Annotated in this window: 15 protein-coding genes, 1 pseudogene and 1 riboswitch; of the genes and pseudogenes, 13 read left to right on the forward strand and 3 right to left on the reverse strand. The window is 70.5% G+C overall.

Annotated elements, in window-relative coordinates; all coding sequences use genetic code 11:
* Positions 1 to 38 precede the first annotated feature (38 nt).
* The 3 genes from ACH4VO_RS28805 to ACH4VO_RS28815 all read right to left on the reverse strand — a co-directional run bounded on the left by ACH4VO_RS28805 (position 39) and on the right by ACH4VO_RS28815 (position 3,659).
* Positions 39 to 1,133, reverse strand: a complete 1,095-nt coding sequence (locus ACH4VO_RS28805; RefSeq protein WP_360994651.1) for a thiamine ABC transporter substrate-binding protein — start codon at positions 1,131 to 1,133, stop codon at positions 39 to 41.
* A 71-nt stretch (positions 1,134 to 1,204) separates the two neighbouring features.
* Positions 1,205 to 1,321, reverse strand: a riboswitch (TPP riboswitch).
* Between the two features lie 238 nt (positions 1,322 to 1,559).
* Positions 1,560 to 2,666 carry a 23S rRNA (adenine(2503)-C(2))-methyltransferase RlmN gene (rlmN, locus tag ACH4VO_RS28810; RefSeq protein WP_360994654.1) on the reverse strand — a complete coding sequence of 369 codons (1,107 nt, stop codon included), beginning with the start codon at positions 2,664 to 2,666 and terminating at the stop codon, positions 1,560 to 1,562.
* 171 nt (positions 2,667 to 2,837) lie between these two features.
* Positions 2,838 to 3,659 carry a methyltransferase domain-containing protein gene (locus tag ACH4VO_RS28815; RefSeq protein WP_360994657.1) on the reverse strand — a complete coding sequence of 274 codons (822 nt, stop codon included), beginning with the start codon at positions 3,657 to 3,659 and terminating at the stop codon, positions 2,838 to 2,840.
* A 56-nt stretch (positions 3,660 to 3,715) separates the two neighbouring features.
* On the opposite strand from ACH4VO_RS28815, the gene ACH4VO_RS28820 reads away from it, so the two are divergent.
* From ACH4VO_RS28820 to ACH4VO_RS28880, 13 genes and pseudogenes are all read left to right on the forward strand, one after another.
* Complete coding sequence (locus ACH4VO_RS28820; protein ID WP_360994660.1) at positions 3,716 to 4,432, forward strand: GntR family transcriptional regulator; 717 nt, start codon at positions 3,716 to 3,718, stop codon at positions 4,430 to 4,432.
* 698 nt (positions 4,433 to 5,130) lie between these two features.
* Positions 5,131 to 5,391 (forward strand): DUF6284 family protein, encoded by a 261-nt coding sequence (locus ACH4VO_RS28825; RefSeq protein WP_360994663.1) that lies wholly within the window; start codon positions 5,131 to 5,133, stop codon positions 5,389 to 5,391.
* Positions 5,391 to 5,687: a DUF6303 family protein gene (locus ACH4VO_RS28830; RefSeq protein ID WP_360994666.1), complete on the forward strand. Its 297-nt coding sequence runs from the start codon at positions 5,391 to 5,393 to the stop codon at positions 5,685 to 5,687. The genes ACH4VO_RS28825 and ACH4VO_RS28830 overlap by 1 nt, the downstream gene beginning before the upstream one ends.
* Complete coding sequence (locus tag ACH4VO_RS28835; RefSeq protein WP_360994669.1) at positions 5,684 to 6,013, forward strand: hypothetical protein; 330 nt, start codon at positions 5,684 to 5,686, stop codon at positions 6,011 to 6,013. Before ACH4VO_RS28830 ends, ACH4VO_RS28835 begins: the two co-directional genes overlap by 4 nt.
* Positions 6,010 to 7,011: a DUF2637 domain-containing protein gene (locus tag ACH4VO_RS28840; RefSeq protein ID WP_360994672.1), complete on the forward strand. Its 1,002-nt coding sequence runs from the start codon at positions 6,010 to 6,012 to the stop codon at positions 7,009 to 7,011. Before ACH4VO_RS28835 ends, ACH4VO_RS28840 begins: the two co-directional genes overlap by 4 nt.
* The gene (locus ACH4VO_RS28845) at positions 7,008 to 7,355 is read left to right on the forward strand and encodes an RRQRL motif-containing zinc-binding protein (RefSeq protein WP_360994675.1); all 348 of its coding nucleotides are present in this window, start codon (positions 7,008 to 7,010) and stop codon (positions 7,353 to 7,355) included. The genes ACH4VO_RS28840 and ACH4VO_RS28845 overlap by 4 nt, the downstream gene beginning before the upstream one ends.
* Positions 7,352 to 7,807, forward strand: a complete 456-nt coding sequence (locus tag ACH4VO_RS28850; protein WP_360994677.1) for a hypothetical protein — start codon at positions 7,352 to 7,354, stop codon at positions 7,805 to 7,807. Before ACH4VO_RS28845 ends, ACH4VO_RS28850 begins: the two co-directional genes overlap by 4 nt.
* Before the next feature lie 255 nt (positions 7,808 to 8,062).
* Entirely contained in the window at positions 8,063 to 9,820 is a 1,758-nt protein-coding gene (locus ACH4VO_RS28855) for a MarR family transcriptional regulator (RefSeq protein ID WP_360994680.1), read from the forward strand.
* Between the two features lie 100 nt (positions 9,821 to 9,920).
* Positions 9,921 to 10,652 (forward strand): DNA methylase, encoded by a 732-nt coding sequence (locus tag ACH4VO_RS28860; protein ID WP_360994682.1) that lies wholly within the window; start codon positions 9,921 to 9,923, stop codon positions 10,650 to 10,652.
* Entirely contained in the window at positions 10,649 to 11,476 is an 828-nt protein-coding gene (locus tag ACH4VO_RS28865; protein WP_360994685.1) for a bifunctional DNA primase/polymerase, read from the forward strand. Before ACH4VO_RS28860 ends, ACH4VO_RS28865 begins: the two co-directional genes overlap by 4 nt.
* A gap of 3 nt (positions 11,477 to 11,479) precedes the next feature.
* Complete coding sequence (locus ACH4VO_RS28870; protein ID WP_360994688.1) at positions 11,480 to 12,964, forward strand: ATP-binding protein; 1,485 nt, start codon at positions 11,480 to 11,482, stop codon at positions 12,962 to 12,964.
* 442 nt (positions 12,965 to 13,406) lie between these two features.
* Positions 13,407 to 13,640 (forward strand): helix-turn-helix domain-containing protein, encoded by a 234-nt coding sequence (locus ACH4VO_RS28875; protein ID WP_360994690.1) that lies wholly within the window; start codon positions 13,407 to 13,409, stop codon positions 13,638 to 13,640.
* Positions 13,637 to 13,936 (forward strand): annotated as a pseudogene (locus tag ACH4VO_RS28880) (hypothetical protein); the annotation flags it as partial. The gene ACH4VO_RS28875 and the pseudogene ACH4VO_RS28880, both read left to right, overlap by 4 nt.
* Positions 13,937 to 13,990 lie beyond the last annotated feature (54 nt).

The following is a 13,990-nucleotide window of genomic DNA, read 5'->3' on the forward strand; positions in this document are numbered from 1 at the left end:
GAGCCGCACCGCGTTTCCCCTCCACGAGGGACGCGCGGTTACTTCACGACGAGCGAGGACCACGACCGGACCCACTGCTCACGGTTCTTGGCGATCTTCTCCGGGGAGACCGTCGCCGGCTTGCCGACCTGCGCGCCGAACCTCGTGAAGAGTTCCGGCAGTTTCGCGTCCGCGGCGACCGGGTTGACGAACATGGTGAGCGGCATGTCCTCCTGGAACCGCTTGCTGATCAGGAAGTCCAGCAGCGCCTTGCCGCCCGCCTCGTTCTTCGCGCCGTCCAGCAGCCCGGCGAACTCGATCTGGCGGAAACAGGTGCCGGTGGCGACACCGGTCGGGGCCTCGGTGGGCCGCGGTTCGGCGTACAGCACCTCGACGGGCGGGCTGGAGGCGTAGGAGACGACGAGCGGCCGGTCCGCCTTGGCCTTCCTGCCGCCCGCGGAGCCGGAGAACTCCTCGTTGTAGGCCTGCTCCCAGCCGTCGACGACCTTGACGCCGTTGTTCTTCAGCTTCTTCCAGTAGTCCTGGTAGCCGGTCTCGCCGTGGGCGGCGACGGTACCCAGGAGGAAGCCGAGGCCGGGCGAGGAGGTCGCGGCGTTCTCCGTGACGAGGAGGTTCTTGTACGCGGGCTTCAGCAGGTCGTCGAAGGTCTTCGGCGGGTCGAGCTTCTTGTCGGCGAAGTACTTCTTGTCGTAGTTCACGCAGACGTCCCCGGTGTCGACGGGCGTGACCCGGTGCTTGTCCCGGTCGAGCCGGGTGGCGGCGGCGACACGGTCGAGGCCCTTGGCCTCGTACGGGGTGAACAGGCCGTTGTCCAGGGCGCGGGAGAGCAGTGTGTTGTCGACGCCGAAGAACACGTCGCCGCGGGGGGAACCCTTGGTCAGGATCTCCTGGTTGAGCGCGGCTCCGGCGTCGCCGCTCTTCAGCACCTTTACCTTGTAGCCGGTCTCCTCGGTGAACGCCTTCAGGACGGCGTCCGAGGCGTTGAACGAGTCATGGCTGACCAGGGTGACGGTCTTCGAACCGGCCCCCGGGTCACCGGAAGCCTTATCGTCGGCGTCCCCGCAGCCCGCGAGCACGGTGACCCCGAGAGCTGCGGCGAGCGCCGTCGCCGCGTACCGCGTGGTGGTGTTCATATGATTCCTCCTGGAGATGACCAGGAAGAGACGCGGCCCTGCCCGCTCCGTGAGCGGGCAGGGCGCAACAGCTTGAGTAAAGTCCGAACTTCCTACCCGGAATGACCCGGGCGAGGTTCAGAGGGTCTGCGGCCGACCTGTCCTCGGTGCCGCACTCTCAGCGCTGTGGCGCTCCCCTGTCGGAATATGAAGTTGATGTCCGGAACAGGCTACACCGGCCGGATCACGCTCCCCCGGCCGGATGACACCCTGCCGACCGGATCACGGCCTGCCGGCCGCCCGGGTCCGGCGCGCCCCGCCCTGCGGAGCCCGCACGCCCGCCCGGCCGGATCGGTCGCGCGCCCATCGGCCCGCCGGCCCGTCACCCCACCCGGCCCGCCGGTACACGCCCGCGGCTGCTCCGGGCGGGCTGCTCCGCTCCGCGTCTCAGCGCTCGGCGGCCGCCAGCTGTCCGCAGGCCCCGTCGATCTCCTGGCCCCGTGTGTCACGGACCGTGACCGGTACGCCATGGGCCGCGATGGCCTCGACGAACGCCTTTTCGTCCTCGGGCCGCGAGGCGGTCCACTTCGAGCCGGGCGTCGGGTTCAGCGGGATCAGGTTGACGTGCACCCGCTTGCCCTTGAGCAGCCGGCCGAGCCGGTCGCCCCGCCAGGCCTGGTCGTTGATGTCGCGGATCAGCGCGTACTCGATGGAGATACGGCGGCCTGACTTCTCCGCGTACTCCCAGGCCGCGTCCAGGACCTCCCGGACCTTCCACCGCGTGTTCACGGGGACGAGCGTGTCGCGCAGCTCGTCGTCGGGGGCGTGCAGGGAGACGGCGAGGCGGCACTTGAAGCCCTCGTCGGCGAAGCGCAGCATGGCAGGCACCAGGCCCACCGTGGAGACGGTGATCCCCCGCTGGGAGAGTCCGAGCCCGTCCGGCTCCGGGTCGGTCAGCCGGCGGATCGCCCCGACCACCCGCTTGTAGTTCGCCAGGGGCTCGCCCATGCCCATGAAGACGATGTTGGACAGCCGTGCAGGTCCGCCCGGAACCTCTCCGTCGCGCAGGGCCCGCATCCCGTCGACGATCTGGTGGACGATCTCCGCGGTCGACAGATTACGGTCGAGGCCCGCCTGCCCGGTCGCGCAGAACGGGCAGTTCATCCCGCACCCCGCCTGGGACGAGATGCACATGGTCACCCGGTCCGGATACCGCATGAGGACGGACTCGACGAGCGTCCCGTCGTGCAGCTTCCAGAGCGTCTTGCGGGTGGTGTCGTCGTCACAGCTGATGTGGCGCACCACGGACATCAGGTCGGGGAACATCGCCTCGGCGAGCTTGTCCCGCGATCCGGCCGGGATGTCGGTCCACTCCGCCGGGTCGTGCGCGTACCGCGCGAAGTAGTGCTGCGACAGCTGCTTGGCGCGGAAGGGCTTCTCGCCGATCGCGGCGACTGCTTCCTTGCGCTCGTCGGGCGTGAGGTCGGCGAGGTGCCGCGGCGGCCTCTTGGCTCCGCGGGGCGCGACGAAAGTGAGTTCTCCGGGCTTTGGCATGGTTCATCCAGTGTCGCAGACACGCCGAGGTGCCCCGGGTCGTCGCCCAGCTCAGCGGCGACCCGGGCGGGCCGGTGCCGGTCATTGATGGTGGTTGTAGGTCGTCGTCGGCGGCCCTTCGACGGCCCACAGACGGCCCGGCCCCATGGCCTCGTCCGCAGGTCAGGGCCGTCAGTCGCCGTTGCCGGCGGGAACCGTACCGACGGCCAAGAGGTGCGAGCTGGCGGCGAGGAGTTCCGGGTACGGCTCTGCCATGCGGGCCGCGTCCATGGCTGAGGCGATCAGCTCATCCGTGGGACCTTCGCCCGGCTGCTGCTCTGCCGCCTTCACCAGCGACCAGGCCGGGCCCTCGATGCCGAAGACCTGCACGTTCTCAAGCCCGGAGGCGACCAGCTCCGTCACCAGCTCTTCGGCCCGGTGGAAGTACGACAGGGTGAACCCCCGCGATCCGTCGTAGACCGCCGTCTCCAGAATCTTGGAGACGGAGTTGTGAATCCGCTCGGTGTGCAGGTGGGCGTACGTGACGTGTTCGAAGAGCGACGCATAGCGATTGATCGCGGCGGCGGCGATCAGTCCGCCGGGCTTGGCCACGCGGGAGGCTTCCGCCAGCGCCCGTTGCCGGTCGGCCGGGTCGGGCAGGTGGTAGAGCGGCCCGAGGAGTTGCACAACGTCGAAAGTGTCGTCCGGGTCGGGCAGATCGCGCGCGTCGCCGACCACAGCCGGGCACACCACCGACGCGGTCTCAACGTGACGGGGCACAGGATCCACCAGGGCGACGTCGTAGCCGTCCTTCACCAGCCATTCAGCGTGAATCCCAGTCCCCCCGCCCACGTCGAGCACGCGCGCCGGCGCGGGGGGCAGAAAGCGTCGGAGGAGTTCCTGAGTTCTGACCAGTTCCATCCGACCGTCTGCCGAGCTGCGCAGGCGGCTGTCCTCGTTGACCGTCTCGCCATAGAACCGCATCACGGAGGGAGCCAATTCGAGATTCGACATGGTCGCAGTATCGTGTGTACCGGTGGACCAGTCCAGCGCAGGAAATAGGGGAAGCCATGGCAGTCCTGAAGTACGAAGAGATCGCAGAGTTCCTGCGCGCCCGCATCGCCGCTGGTGAGATCGCGCCCGGGGACACAATTCCGTCGGGCCGAGAACTGGCCGAGCAGTGGGATGTGTCACGCGCCACCGCGATCAAGGCTGTCGATGTGCTGCGAAACGACGGCGTGGTCGTGGCCAAGCAGGGAACCGGGTTCGTGGTTACGGAGACGCCCGTTGCACGCCCCGCCGGCGCTCGCCGCGCCGGGTCGGCGCGCATCTTGGGCGGGATGCCGTTCTTGCGCGTCGGTGAGCCCGACTGGGCGGAACCCCCTGCCCGCGTTGCCGCCGCCCTTGGCCTCGCACCCGGAGTGAAGGCGCTCCGGCGCGTTCGCGTGCTCCAGCTCCCGGACGGAACACCGAATAGCTGCGTTGAAGCGTGGTTCCCGCCGGAGGTAGCGGAGGTCTCGCCGCGCCTGGCAGATACCGCCCCGATCGCAGAAGGGACGACGCGATATGTCCGACGTCAGACCGGACGGGGCCCGGCAGAAGGCGTGGACGTAACCACAGTGCGCGGCGCGTCGGAGGCGGACGCGGACCGCCTGGGGGTACAGGAGGGGACGCCGGTAGCTGTGCTGCTGCACACCGCGTACGACGAGCAGGGGAAGCCGCTGGTCTGCGAGGAAGGCGTCACACCGTCCTCACTGTTCGAACAGGTCGACACCTACGCAATGTAGGCAGAAAGCGGCAAACGAAACTGCTGGACCGGTCCACCGGTTCAGCTTTTTTACTGCCTAGAAATGCCACCCCACCTGCACTTTCTGTCTCCGCGACACAATGAAGCGTGACCCCATCACTTGACTGGACCGGTCCACCGGTCCAGTCTCTTGGTTGTGGCCATCGCCCGATCCGGAACTTCCGGAAAGGGCGATGGGCCACGCAGAAGGGGCCTTCTTTGGGCTGCTTCGACTTGCACGAACGCAGAGGGCGGGGACGCTGCAATCCCGCTAAAGGCCAGGTAGGACGCAATGGGCTTCGGCCCGACTGGCGAGGTGGCCCGGCGACCGCGAGCAACGGCCGGAGAGTGGGGACGCGGTCCCCCTTGCAGTGCATATCCCCTGTTCAGCGGCATGAAGGAGTCGTCAAGTGAGTCAGTTACATATCCGAGCGCTCCCGTGACAGGCCGGTAGGGCAGCGCCGTTCCGCCCTCGCGCGTCAGACCCCACGGGGTCTGCGGGCGGCCGGTCATCTTCCACGCCGATTCGCGGCGGCTCTCGCCGCGCCGGTTGCCTCCTCCGCCCGTCCGGCCCGCCCCTTGCGGGCGGTGTCGTACGGGTGGAGCTGAGGGGAGCCGGATGGTTCCGACGGCGAGACCCCCGGGGTGGCACCCCCGGGGGTCTCTGTGAGCCGTTCCTGTATGAGAGGGACTGACCCAATGAAGAGCATCGCAGCACTTCACGCGGCCGTTACCGCCGCCGCCGCGTTCGACGGTGAGCCGTCGGCTGCTGAGCTGGACGCGATCGACCGGGAGATGCCGCTCATCCGGGCGGAGGTCGCCCTGCTGGACGCGCAGATCATGACGATCGACCGGACGCCGACGGAGCTGGACGAGCGGCGTATCCGCCGGGCCCGCCGGCGGGTGCTGGCCGCCCGCCGGGCCCTGGCGAACACCGCCACCGCTGGGGAGGTGGCGTGATGGCGCTGCTGCCCGAAGCCCGCATGGTCCTGGACGCGTCCGGGACCTGGAAGCTGTTCGTCCTGACCGGCTACGAGCCGCAAGAGTGGCCGGTGCACGGCTTCAACCGCACCGAGCCCGTCCCGACCGTCCCCGAGCGCGTGGCCGCCTTGGCCGCTCTCGGCTATGCGGCCCGGGACGGGGCCGAGTGGAAGTGGGACACCACCACCGGGCGGCGCCGGCGGCTGTTCACCAAGATCCCCGTCCGACCGCTGGCCGACCGCTCCCCTGTGACATCGTCGGGCGGTGCGGCATGAGTACGCCGACGATGAGCGGGCTGTCCGCTGCTGTCACCGTCCTGGCGTCCCTGATGGCCCGATTCCCGGACCTGCCGGCCGTCGATGTCCGCGTCTCCACCGTCTTCCCGGAGCGGCTGGAGCTGTCGGCGCACGACGACCTGGCCGTGTTCGAAACGTGGCGTGAGGCCCTGGGCATCGACGCCGGGACGGTTGTTCACGGCGTTCAGAGCGGCGGGGCCACCCGCGTCCTGGAGGCTCACGCCGTGTTCACGGGGGCCCGGCTGCGCCTGGTCGGCTACTCCGAGATCCCGGCGCCCGTGGCGGGTGTGGGGGTGGCGTCGTGAACGCTGTTCAGATCCGTTCAGCGGAACGCGCCTTGTCGGTCGGGACGTGGCTGATCGTGGGCGGGGCGATGCTGTTCTCCATCCTCACGGTCACGCCGCTGATGGAGCGGCACAGCCCGAAGGGGTGGGAGTGGACGGCCCCGATCCTGCCGCTTGTCGTGGACGCGGCGGTGGTCATCGTGGTCCGCCTGGACTCGGTCCTGGCCTCTCTGGGCGGGCACGGTGGCCGGTGGCCCATCGCTCTGCGGTGGATGACCGGCGGCATGACCCTGGCCCTGAACGTGGCCGACTCCGCATTGAAGAAGGACCTGGTCGGGGCCGCTGTCCACGCGGTCGCGCCACTGCTTCTGATCGTCACCGCAGAGACCGGACTCGCCTACCGGCGGGCCATCACCGCCGCCCAGAGCGCCCGCGAAGCCCAGCTCAAGGCCGAACGGGCAGAGCGCGAGCAGGCCGCCAACGAGCGCCGCGAAGCGCAGGAGCGGCGGCAGCGTGAGGAGCGGGAGCACGCGGCGATGTTGGCGCGTGAGCAGCGTGAGCATGAGGCGCTGATCGCCCGTGAGCAGACCGCCCGGGAAGAGGCGGTGCGGCGGGAGGAGCGCGAGCGGGCGGAGGCACGGGAGCGTGCTGAGCGTGAAACTCGTGAACGCCGTGAGCGCGAGCGTGAACAGCAGCAGGCTGAGCGTGAACGCCTCGAACGCGAGGCCGCCCAGCGCCGCGAGCTGGAGGCGCGGGAGCGGGATGCTCGTGAGCGCCGTGAGCGTGAGCGTGAACAGCAGCGGGCCGAGCGTGAGCGCCAAGCGCTGCTGGAGGCCGGGCCCGCTGTGGAGAAGCAGGACGAGGTACGGGCGCGGGCCACAGTTCGTGCCGCGTTCGGGGCTGGGCTGTCCATCCGGCAGGCGGCCGAGCTGTGCGGCTGGTCCACCGGTTGGGTGACCGCCCGCTACCAGGAGCACCGCGACGGTGCCGGGCTCGTCCTTGAGGGCGCGTCGTCGTGAGCACGCTGCCCTGCTACCGGTGGCGGCTCGCCCCGGACGGGTTGGCCACTCGCCGTCAGCTCCGCGCGCTGGGGTTGCGGCCGGGTGGCCAGGACGTCGTCGCAGAAGTCCACCGGCCCCGGCGTCGCCGTGGGCCGCTGGTCGCCTACCTCTACCGCGTCGACCGGGCCAAGCCCGTACGCCCCATGACCCCGGCCCGCACCGCCGCACTCGCTGCGGCGATGCTCGCCCGCCGCACCTGCCCCACCTGCCGGACCGATGCCGGGTACTGCATCCCGCGCTCGCTCGGCATGTGCGTCACCTGCCACGACACCCCGTCGAACCGGAAGGACACGCCCCCATGATCCCCGACATACACGTCCTACCGAGCTGGCCCACCGCAACGGCCACCCCCACCACCGGCACGGTGCAGCTCCACGCCGAGCGGGCCGGGACCGTCGTCTACGTCCCCGGCCCGGACGGGAGCATGGTGGCCGTGCTCCGCGAGCACCTGCCCACCACCCCCGCCGCCCACCCGCCGCGTGACCTGACCCCCCTGCCGTTGTTCGACCCGCGCGCCCAGCGCATCGCCGCCGGCGGACTGCTGGCCAGCGGTGCCGGGTGGGGCACCGGTCAGCTCCTGCTGGGGGCCGGTCAGCTCGTGAGCGCCGCCGCCGGTCTCGGGTCGCTCGTGATGTGGGCCGCCATCGCCGTAGTCGCCTCCCGCATCGCCCCCACCGTCCTCGGTGCCGGGCGGCCCGCGACGGTCCACAACACCACCGTTCACAACCGGTGGTTCGGCCGCTCCACCCACTGAAACCGCCCAGCGCCCCACAGAGCGATCGGGCCCCCTTCCGGGTGGGCTGAGACCCCCCGCACCGTGTTCGGCCGCCAGGACCCCCGTAGCGACGCAGGGTGACGGAAGTTTCCCGTCTCGCGCGCACACGCGTAGGGGCCCCTGTCGGAAACCGGGAAACCGGAAACTCCATCACCGCGCGTACACACACCCGCGTGTGAGGGCGGGCCATGCCGGGCCCGCCCCCACCGACTCATAGCCCTTGGAGAGGAACCCGTGAGTCACCCATCAGCCTGGCAGACCCACCGCCAGTACGCAGCCACCGCCGCCCGCTGGACCGCCGACCGCTGGTCCAAGGAATCCGTCCGCCGCCGCACCCTGCGCGCCGACCGCAAGCCCCTCGTCCGCGACGCGCGGCGGGCGCTCGCCAACGCGAGGGCGATGGACCCCAACGGCATCACCACCGCCGTCCACACCGCCGAACGCGCCCTGGCGACCACGAAGCGGTCGGTACCCGACCCGCTGTGGCTGTTCGCGTCCAAGGGCGTCATCGTCGCCGCCGTCGGCGCGTACATCGGCCTGCCCCTCGTGCCCGGCCGGGTGTGGGCGTGGTCGGCGCTCGCGGTGACCGTGGCCGCCGTCGGCGCGATCGTCTGGGCCGTCACACACCGGCCGCCCGCGCCGGACATCGAACCGACCGCCGAGGAAAAGGCGTTGATGAAGCGGCTGCAGCCCGAGCACTGGCGCGAGCACGCCGAACAGCGCGGCCTGTCCGGCACGCTCACCGCCCGCCCCGTGCTCACCGAGTCCGGCATCGTCTGCACGATCCGTCTCGACGGCACCTGGACCGCGACCAAGCTCCGTGGTGCCGAGGACCATGTCCGGTCGCTGCTCGGTGCCCGCACCGATCTCCGCATGCAGATCAAGGCGGGGAAGAAGGGCGGGTGGGCCGACCTCATCATCCGCACTCGGTCGGCCGGTGACGGGATCGACCTGTCGGGCTGGGAGCCTGGGGCCCCGTGGGGCATCGACACGGTGACCGGTGAGCCGGTCATGGTGCCGCTCGGCCGCCGGATGCTCGTGGCCGGCGCGTCCGGGTCGGGCAAGTCGTGGTCCACCCGGGCCATGCTCGGTGAAGCCTCCGAGTACGCCGATCACCGCCTGATCCTGTTCGACATGAAGCGGGTGGAGGGGCTGAACTGGAACCACCGGGCCCGGGTCGGGGTCACCCCGGACGAGATCCTGACCATCTCCGACGAGCTGGTGGCCGAGATGGACGACCGGCTCAAGCTGGTGCCGCGCGGCCGGGACACCATCGCCATCAGCACCACCCGACCCCGCATCACCGTGTTCGTGGACGAGGGCGGAGAGCTGATCTCGGCCGCCAAGGACAAGGCGTACGTGCGGATCATGGAGAACCTGCGGACCCTGGCCCGCATGGGTCGGGCCGCCGAGATCATCATCATCTGGGCCACCCAGAAGCCCACCATGTCCGGCGAGGGTCACGGCATCGACTCCCAGGTCACCGCACAGATCACCGTGCGGGCGAGCCTGTACCTGTCCACCTCCGGCGAGTCCATGAACGTCTTCGGCTCCGACGCCATCGAGAAGGGATGGCACGCCCACGAACTCCCCGAAGTCGGCCACGCCCTGCTCCGGATCGGCGCCAAGGGCAAACAGCACGCCATCCGCACCCGGGCGTTCTCCCCCGCCGACGTCATCGCCCTGCCCGCCCGGCCCATCTGGACCAGAGCCACCACGGCGAGCACCACGCCCCCGGCCGCAACGCTCACCCTCGTGAAGCCCCCGGCCCCCGCCGTACCGGCGCCGGGGCCGGTCGCCGCTCTGGCCACCGGAAGTGTGGACGACCGCGTGCTGACGGCGCTTCGCTCCGGGGCTGCCCGTCAGGCCGACATCGTCACCGCCACCGGGCTCCCCAAGGGCACGGTGTCCAAGGCCGTCAAGCGCCTCACCCTCGCAGGGCACATCAGCCGCACCCCCGACGGCGCGCTCAGCACCGACCGCGCCGCCTGACCCGCCCCCAGGCACGACCGAGGGCGGCCCCCGTCTCACGCCAATGATCCGGGGCCGCCCTCGTCTGCCAGCACTTCTCACAGAACTGGAGACACTCAGCATGACCCAACCCACCCCCATCCGGCGAGTACCTGGCCACCGGCCGCTGCTGCTGGACCTGTTCTGCTGCGCCGGCGGCGCCGGAACCGGCTACCACCGCGCCGGATTCGACGTCATCGGCGTCGACATCGTCGACCGACCGAACTACCCCTTCACGTTCGTGCGGGCCGAAGCGCTCGAATACCTCGCCGCCCTGATCGCGTCCGGGGAGATCCGCCGGTTCACGGCGGTGCACTCCTCCCCGCCCTGCCAGGCCGGATGCGCGCTCACCGTCGGCACCAACGCATCGCAGGGCTGGGGCGGTAACCATCACGACCTCGTCGCCCCGACCCGGATGCTGCTGGAGCGGACCGGGCTGCCGTACGTCATCGAGCAGCCCAACGGCCGCGCCGAAATCCGCAAAGACCTCTCCCTGTGCGGGGAGATGTTCGGGCTCGGCGTCCTGCGCCACCGCAACTTCGAGCTGGGCGGCTGGACCATCACCCGGCCCGCCCACCCGGAGCACCGGGGGTACGTGCGCGGCTACCGGCACGGCGTCTACCGGGACGGGCCCTACGTCGCCGCCTACGGGTCCGGCGGGGGCAAGGCCACCGTCCCGGAGATGCAGGAAGCCATGGGCATCACGTGGACCGACGTCCGCGAGGAACTGACCGAGGCCATTCCCCCGGCGTTTGCCGAGCACATCGACCACGCCCTCCTCACCGCGATCCGCCCCATGGAGGTGGCAGCGTGAACACCCACCTTCACACCGCCCTCGCCCTGGCCGCCCGGGGCGTGCCCGTCATGCCGCTGCGGGCGGGCAAGGTCCCGTTCGGGAACTGCTCCACCTGCCGTGACAACGCCTGCGGCGGCCGGCCGAACATGAAGACCCCCGGCCCCTGCACCTGCCCCCGCCTCTGCCACGCATGGGCCGCCGCCACCACAGACCCCGCTGTTATCACCGGGGCCGCGTGGTCGACGGCGTGGACGCAAGCCGCGGCTGTTGCCTATCACCCCGGCGGCATCGGGCTGACCGTGGTCGACCTGGACCACGCAGACGCGGTCGACTGGGCCCGCCGGACGCTCCCCACCACGCGGACGGTGCCGACCACGCGGGGCGAGCACTGGATTTACCAGGGAGCCATGTCCTCCGCGAACGATGTGCGGGACGGGGTCGACGTCAAGTCGACCCTGGTCTACGCCCGGTGGCTCGGACCCGGCACCGGCACCATGACCGCCCTGCCCGACGCCGTACGCGCCCTGATCGTCAAGAAGCCGTCCCCGGTCCAACCCGTCACCGCGCCCGTTCCGGCCGGGGGCGGGGAATGCCGCCACCGCACCCCCGCCTACCTGGAACGCGGCATCGCCATGGCCGAGAAGCGGATCACCGCCGCGACGAGCGGTGTGCACGCCACGGTCTACCGCACATTCCTCGCCGTGCTCTCCGCCCACGGGCGGTGCGGGTGCCTCACCGACTCCCACGCCGCCCGGCTCTTCACCGCCGCGCAGACCAAGGGCGAGAGCCCCCGGCACTGCACGGACGCCTGGACCAACGCCCGCACCGCACTGGGGATGTGAGCCATGTCCGAGGACGAGAAGAACCCGGCGCGTGAGGTCATCAGCGACTACGCGCAGTCCCACTTCCGGTACTTCCGCACCGCCGACGGCACCGTCTACGCCCAGAAGAACGGCCACCCCGTGGCCCGGCCGATCCGGTCGCAGGGGACGACGGGCAGCCACCGGCAGGAACTCATGGTCGGCATGTTCCGCGACGGGGTCGGCGTCTTCAACGGCACCGCCCTTAAGGAGGCACTGGACTTGATCGAGGCATTGGCGATGACCGAGACCACCCAGGCCGTTCACATCCGCGTGGCCCCCGGCTTCGACGGGGCCACCTGGCTCGACCTCGGCCGCGCCGACGGGCAGTCGGTCCGTATCCACCCCACCGGGTGGGAGATCACGGTTCCCGACCCGCGAGAGGTGTGCTGGCGACGTACTCAGCTCACCGGGGAACTGCCCCTGCCGGCCAAGGACACCGACGGCAAGGGCATCGACCTCCTGATGCGGCTGTGCAACTTCGCCAACGCCGAAACCGAATGCTTGGCCATCGCGTGGCTGATCGGCTGCCTCGGTCCCGGTGTGCCCGTCCCGGCCCCGTTCCTCACCGGCCCGCAGGGCGCGGGGAAGTCCACGGGTGGGCGGATGCTGGTGCGGATCGTGGAAGGCATGAGCGGGGACCTGCGCCGGGCACCGAAGGACGAAGAGAACCTGATCGCGGCCGTGGCCGCCGGATGGGTCACCGCCCTGGACAACCTCTCCCACATGACGCCGGACCTGTCCGACGCCATGTGCTGCATCGTCACCGGAGCCGAGAGCGTGAAGCGCGCCCTGTTCACGGACGGGGACGTGCACCGGGCCCGCTACCGCCGCCCGCTGCTCCTGACCGGGATCGACGTCGGCGTCATCCGCCCGGACCTCGCGGAACGGCTCCTGCCGCTGCGGCTGGAGCGTCCCACCGTCCGGCGCACCGAAGCGGAGCTGTGGGCGGAGTACGAGGAGGTGCTGCCCGTGGTCCTCGGTTCGCTCCTCGACCTCACCGTCAAGGTGCGGGCCGCGCAGGCGGAGACCCCGACGGATCTGCGGATGGCGGACTTCGCCCACCTCTGCGCCCAACTCGACGTGGCCACCGGGCTCGGGGCGCTGCCGGCGTACCGGGCGAGCGTGGACGACCTGAACGACGACGTCATCGAGGGCGACCTGCTCGCGCAGACCGTCCTGCAGCACGCCGAAACCCTCGACCCCGGCGGCGAGCAGCGGATGACGTCCACGGAATGGCTGAACGTCCTCAGCCGCCTCTACAGCGGTGAGGAGCTGCGGCCCCTGCCGAAGGGGTGGCCGACCACGAGCAAGGTGCTCTCCGACCGGCTCAAGCGCCTGCAACCCACCCTCGCCGCCCGGGGCGTCCTCATCGACACCGGGCGCACCAAAGCGGGCCGCTACCTCGAAATGACCCGCCGCCCCGGCCCGCCGCCCCCCGAGCAGCCGGAGCAGTCGGCCGCGTTCTGACCCCACAGGCTGCACTCGGGGACAAGCAAGAGGAGCACCCCGCCACGCCGCCGGGTGCTCCTCTTGTTCTTCGGCGGCCTTGCCGCCCCATGAAGGCGTGCCCATCGGGCTCCTCACTTCGCCCGAAGGATCACCGCCACTACTACAGACACCCCTCCCTTTTTCCTAAGTAGGGAAGGTCTGCGTCACCTGCGTCACCGGGGACGGAAAACGGCCCCCCACCTGCACGGGAAGGGGTGACGCAGACGGCGAATCCTGCGTCACCCCTGCGTCACCCGCGTCACCCCCGCGTCACCCGGTGACGCAGGAGGTGACGCACGGGTGACGCACACCTGATCCGCTGCGTCACCCAAAAACGCAGGTCAGAGGCCCGGATGACGCGGGTGACGCGGTGACGCAGAAAGTCACACCTCGGACAACCACGCCGCCCCCTGGAGATCCCGTGGCACCGAAACCCGACCCCCGCGCCACCCTCCGGGGCGGCCTCCCCGACCGCTACCTCACCCCCGATGACATCGCCGAAATCTTCGAGGTGCCCAAAGAGACCGTCTACGCCTGGCGCAAGAAGCAGATCGGCCCGCCCGGCTTCCGCATCGGCAAGCACATCCGCTACGACCCCGCCGAAGTACTCGCGCACGTCACTCACCTCAAGAACGTCGACCGCGAAGCGGCCTGACCCATCACCCGCAGGGGCGCGACCACCACTGGTCGCGCCCCTGCCGCATCCCCGACAGGAGCACCACTTTGGCCGGCCACATCCAAGACCGCTGGTACAAAACCGAACCGGGACCCAACGGCGAGCCCCGTCGTGCCAAGAGCGACCGATACGGCACCGGACTCCGCTACCGCGCCCGCTACATCGGCCCCGACGGCACCGAGAAGTCCAAGTCCTTCCCGGACCGACAGAAGCGACTTGCCGAAATCTGGCTAACCTCGATCTTTCGTGACGGTCCGCCGACGGAGTCGGTGGACCGTTTTCGTGCTGTGGGCTGAGGGCGGGCAGGGCGAGGGCCCGAGTGTCGTCTC

The sequence above is a fragment of the Streptomyces sp. NPDC020780 genome (assembly GCF_044334475.1).
In the GTDB taxonomy this organism is placed as follows: Bacteria; Actinomycetota; Actinomycetes; order Streptomycetales; family Streptomycetaceae; genus Streptomyces.

What these genes read in the sequence shown, in the direction of transcription:
- ACH4VO_RS28825 (WP_360994663.1), top strand. Translation starts at nt 5,131, where the DNA reads ATGAAGAGCATCGCAGCACTTCACGCGGCCGTTACCGCCGCCGCCGCG.
- ACH4VO_RS28850 (WP_360994677.1), top strand. Translation starts at nt 7,352, where the DNA reads ATGATCCCCGACATACACGTCCTACCGAGCTGGCCCACCGCAACGGCC.
- ACH4VO_RS28870 (WP_360994688.1), top strand. Translation starts at nt 11,480, where the DNA reads ATGTCCGAGGACGAGAAGAACCCGGCGCGTGAGGTCATCAGCGACTAC.
- ACH4VO_RS28805 (WP_360994651.1), bottom strand. Translation starts at nt 1,133, where the DNA reads ATGAACACCACCACGCGGTACGCGGCGACGGCGCTCGCCGCAGCTCTC.
- ACH4VO_RS28830 (WP_360994666.1), top strand. Translation starts at nt 5,391, where the DNA reads ATGGCGCTGCTGCCCGAAGCCCGCATGGTCCTGGACGCGTCCGGGACC.
- ACH4VO_RS28860 (WP_360994682.1), top strand. Translation starts at nt 9,921, where the DNA reads ATGACCCAACCCACCCCCATCCGGCGAGTACCTGGCCACCGGCCGCTG.
- ACH4VO_RS28820 (WP_360994660.1), top strand. Translation starts at nt 3,716, where the DNA reads ATGGCAGTCCTGAAGTACGAAGAGATCGCAGAGTTCCTGCGCGCCCGC.
- rlmN (WP_360994654.1), bottom strand. Translation starts at nt 2,666, where the DNA reads ATGCCAAAGCCCGGAGAACTCACTTTCGTCGCGCCCCGCGGAGCCAAG.
- ACH4VO_RS28815 (WP_360994657.1), bottom strand. Translation starts at nt 3,659, where the DNA reads ATGTCGAATCTCGAATTGGCTCCCTCCGTGATGCGGTTCTATGGCGAG.
- ACH4VO_RS28835 (WP_360994669.1), top strand. Translation starts at nt 5,684, where the DNA reads ATGAGTACGCCGACGATGAGCGGGCTGTCCGCTGCTGTCACCGTCCTG.